General features: G+C 71.7%; 4 protein-coding genes. 1 reads left to right on the top strand and 3 read right to left on the bottom strand.

Annotation, left to right across the window (positions count from 1 at the left end):
• A partial coding sequence (locus PK606_RS15890; RefSeq protein ID WP_324565335.1) for a peptidogalycan biosysnthesis protein occupies positions 1-279 on the top strand: 279 nt, incomplete at its 5' end.
• A 1-nt stretch (position 280) separates the two neighbouring features.
• On the opposite strand, the gene PK606_RS15885 is transcribed toward PK606_RS15890, so the two are convergent.
• From PK606_RS15885 to PK606_RS15875, 3 genes are all read right to left on the bottom strand, one after another.
• Entirely contained in the window at positions 281-598 is a 318-nt protein-coding gene (locus PK606_RS15885) for a hypothetical protein (protein ID WP_324565333.1), read from the bottom strand.
• A 59-nt stretch (positions 599-657) separates the two neighbouring features.
• Complete coding sequence (locus tag PK606_RS15880; RefSeq protein WP_324565331.1) at positions 658-2,055, bottom strand: GTPase/DUF3482 domain-containing protein; 1,398 nt, start codon at positions 2,053-2,055, stop codon at positions 658-660.
• On the bottom strand, positions 2,048-3,298 hold a 1,251-nt coding region (locus tag PK606_RS15875; protein ID WP_324565329.1), incomplete at its 5' end, for a DUF2868 domain-containing protein. The genes PK606_RS15875 and PK606_RS15880, both read right to left, overlap by 8 nt.

The following is a 3,298-nucleotide window of genomic DNA, read 5'->3' as shown; positions in this document are numbered from 1 at the left end:
GCGCTGGCGCGCGTCGACAGCCTGCATTTCGAGGCCTGCTACTACCAGCCGATCGAGTGGTGCATCGCGCACGGCATCACGCGCTTCGAGGGCGGCGCGCAGGGCGAACACAAGATGGCACGCGCGCTGATGCCGGTGAAGACCAGCAGCGCCCACTGGCTGGCGCACCCGGCCTTTGCCGACGCGGTGCAGCGCTTCCTGGCGCGCGAAGGTGAAGGTGTCCAGAACTACCTGGAACATTTGGCCGGGCGTTCGCCGTTCCGGCACGACCCGTCCTGAGCTATTCGCGATCGCGCCGCGGCGCCCTCATTGCCGGCACCGGATCACGCAAACCCTCGCGGTACGCCACCTCGGCCGGCATCAGGTCGTAATACCGATCCATCTCCCGCCCGCAATCCGGATCGGCAATCCCGAACACCATGCTGGCGCCGGCACCGAAGCGCTGCGGCACCGTCTGGTGCAGCTGATAGGACATATCCACCGGCGGCGTCGAGCTTTGCGCCAGGATGGCGCCATTCGACCCCAGCACGGTGTAGCAGGCCGCCTGCGCACCGGTGGCGGCAAGCAGGGCAATGGCAAGAGCAAGCGACTTGTTCATGGCGTCAGGGGTGTGCGGGGCATGGCGGTCGGCAAAGTGTGCCGCCACACCGCAGCTTGTCAAGCCGGCACGCGCTCGAAGCGCTCGGCGAGTTGCCGCGCCAGCGCAGCCTCCAGCGCTTGTCGATCGCTGTCCGCGGCGCCCTTGCCGCCGGCACGCTCCCATTCCGGATGGCCACGCGCCGCATCGAGCGCATCCACCAGCCGATGCAGGCCATCATCGGCGCCCGCACCCGACGCGCTCACGCGCAGCTTGTCCAGCGCCGCGTGACCGCGCTGCTCCAGCGCGCGTGCCAAGGCCAGCAGATGGTCGGTCAACAGCAACAGCACCGGCGCTTCCACGGTCAACTCCTGCACGCCGCTGAGCCGGTTGTCGAGCTTGCGCCACAGCGGCTTCCAGCCGCCCGAGACGGCGCCGCCGATGGTGGCGCCGAGCGCGCTCGCGGCGCCCAGCGACAGGCCGGCCAGCGCGACATCGGCCACCGCACCCAGCCCGGCGCCGATCATGGCGCCCATGCCGAGCCGCTTGCCGGCTTCCTTGAGCAGTTCGGGGTTGAACAGATCGTCTTCCCAGCGGCCGGCCAGCTGCGGGATCTCGGCCAGCTCGGCGTCGTCGGGCCGGAACGCGAACACCGCCAGCAGGTCGTCCACCGCGCGCCGCGCGTGGCGCCGCACATCGTCCTGGAAGGCGCGCACGAAGCGCTGCTGCTTCAGCTCGTCGGCAAACTCCTCGGCCGGCAGCGCGCGCCGCATGGCGGCAACGTCAATCAGGCCGGAGGCCACCACGCGGCAGGCGGCCAGGCGCCGGTCGCGCGCTTCCAGCGCCAGGGCCTCGACGATCTGCTGCAGCTGCTGGCGCCGCGCCGGCAGCAGCGTGGCGAGGTCGCCGTAGAGCTGGCGCTCCGAGCCGATGAAGGGCGCGACGACGTCGAATTCGACGCGCGCATGCAGGTTGCTCTCCAGCAGCATCTGGTGCCAGTCGTCACGCCGCGTGTTCAGGTAGCGCACGAAGTTCAGCACCGGCATGATGGGCTTGGCGCACCAGGTCAGGATCTCGATCTCGGCGCGGTACTTGGGCAGCACCGGCTCGCGGGTATCGATCACCACCATGGCGGCGTCGGCCTGTTCGATCAGCGCGCGCAGCACCTTGGCCTCCTGCTCGAACGATTCGCGCGCCTCCGGCCCACGCAGAAAGGCGCGCACGCGCTCGGGACGCGATTCAGCCTCCAGCGTGCCCAGGTATTCGAGCAGCGCGACCGAATCCTCCAGCCCCGGCGTGTCGATGAAGCGCACCGCCGCGCTGCCGTCCAGCCGCAGGTCGATCGCCTCGGCGTGGCGCGTGGTGCCGGGGCGGTCCGACACCTCGCCGAAGTCGACCTGCCGCGTCAGCGTGCGCAGCAGCGAGGTCTTGCCGGCGTTGGTGTGGCCGACGATGGCGATACGCAGCGGTTCAGTCATGCGCGGATGCTATCCAGTCGGCGGCGGCCGCGGCGCTGTCCAGCAAGGCCACCTGTCCCAGTTCCTCGGCGCCCAGCCAGTCGTGCCAGCGGCGCCCCGCCGACTCGGTGATCGGCTCGCCCGCCGTCACCAGCAAGAGTGCCGCGCGGCCAGCCTGGCGCGCCGCCTCGCGCAGGAAGCGCGCGATGCCGCGGTCGGGGCTCGACGGCGCGTGCAGCACCAGCAGCAGCGATTGCGGTCGCGCCGCTGCCAGCTGCCCGATCGCGTTCTGACGCTCGCGCGCGCTGCCGGCCAGGCGCTGCGCCGGCAAGCTGCCGGCCGGCAGCCCCGCAACCGGCCAGGCGATCTCGGGCGGCAGCTCGAAACCGATCACGGCCAGGCTGCCGTCGGCCCCCGGCACACCGATCGGCGTCGGCAACTCCTGCGGGATGAACGGGCGCTCGGGGTCGATCACCTGCGGCGGCGGCTCCAGCGCGTCGAGCCGGTGCACCAGGCGCTGCACGTACGGATCGGCCATGTCGATCTGCCCTAGCTGCGACTGCCCGGCACGCCAGCGCCACCAGCTCAGCAGGGCCAGCAGCCCGCGCGGCAGCAGGCCGTAGGCCGTCACGCAGCCGATCAGCCACCAGGCCCATTCGCGCTGGCTGGCAGCCTCCTGCCAGGCGCGCACGCCGGCGTTGCCGACGCGCTGCACGGCAGCCGCGTCGGGCACCGGAAAGCCCAGCAGCGCCGGCAACGCGCCGGTGAACTGGACGAAGCCCTGGAAGAATCCGGCGCTCAGGATGGTGGTTTCCCAGGTCAGCCGATAGGCGTGGAAGGCGAAGCCGAACATCAGCAGCGCCAGCACCACCACGAAGGCCAGCGCCCAGATCGCATGGCTGAGCGCACCGGTCAGCCAAGGCCACAGGCGCGCGCGCTGCAGTACGTCGGCGCCGGCGCGCAGCAGCGTCAGCGCGTGCGGGCCGCGATCAACCGGCAGGCGCGCGGCGCCGGCCAGCGCCACGCGGCCGAGCGAGAAGCTCGCCAGTCCCCGGCCGCCACCGAATGCCGACCAGCCGAGCCCGAGCAGCCACAGCAGCAGCATCAGCGCATGCCAGCCGAGCAGGCTGACGAAGGCCGCCACCGCGTTGATGCTGCGGTCCGGTGCCAGCACCGTGCGCGCCGTCGCCAGCGCCGCCAGCGCCATCAGCAGCGCCAGGCCCAGCACCATCCAGCCCGACCAGTGACGCCAGCGCGCCAGCTC

Source organism: Ottowia sp. (assembly GCF_035444425.1).
Taxonomy (GTDB): Bacteria; Pseudomonadota; Gammaproteobacteria; order Burkholderiales; family Burkholderiaceae_C; genus Ottowia.
The sequence above is the reverse complement of the archived record's forward strand: the minus strand, read 5'-3'. Positions and strand labels throughout refer to the sequence as shown.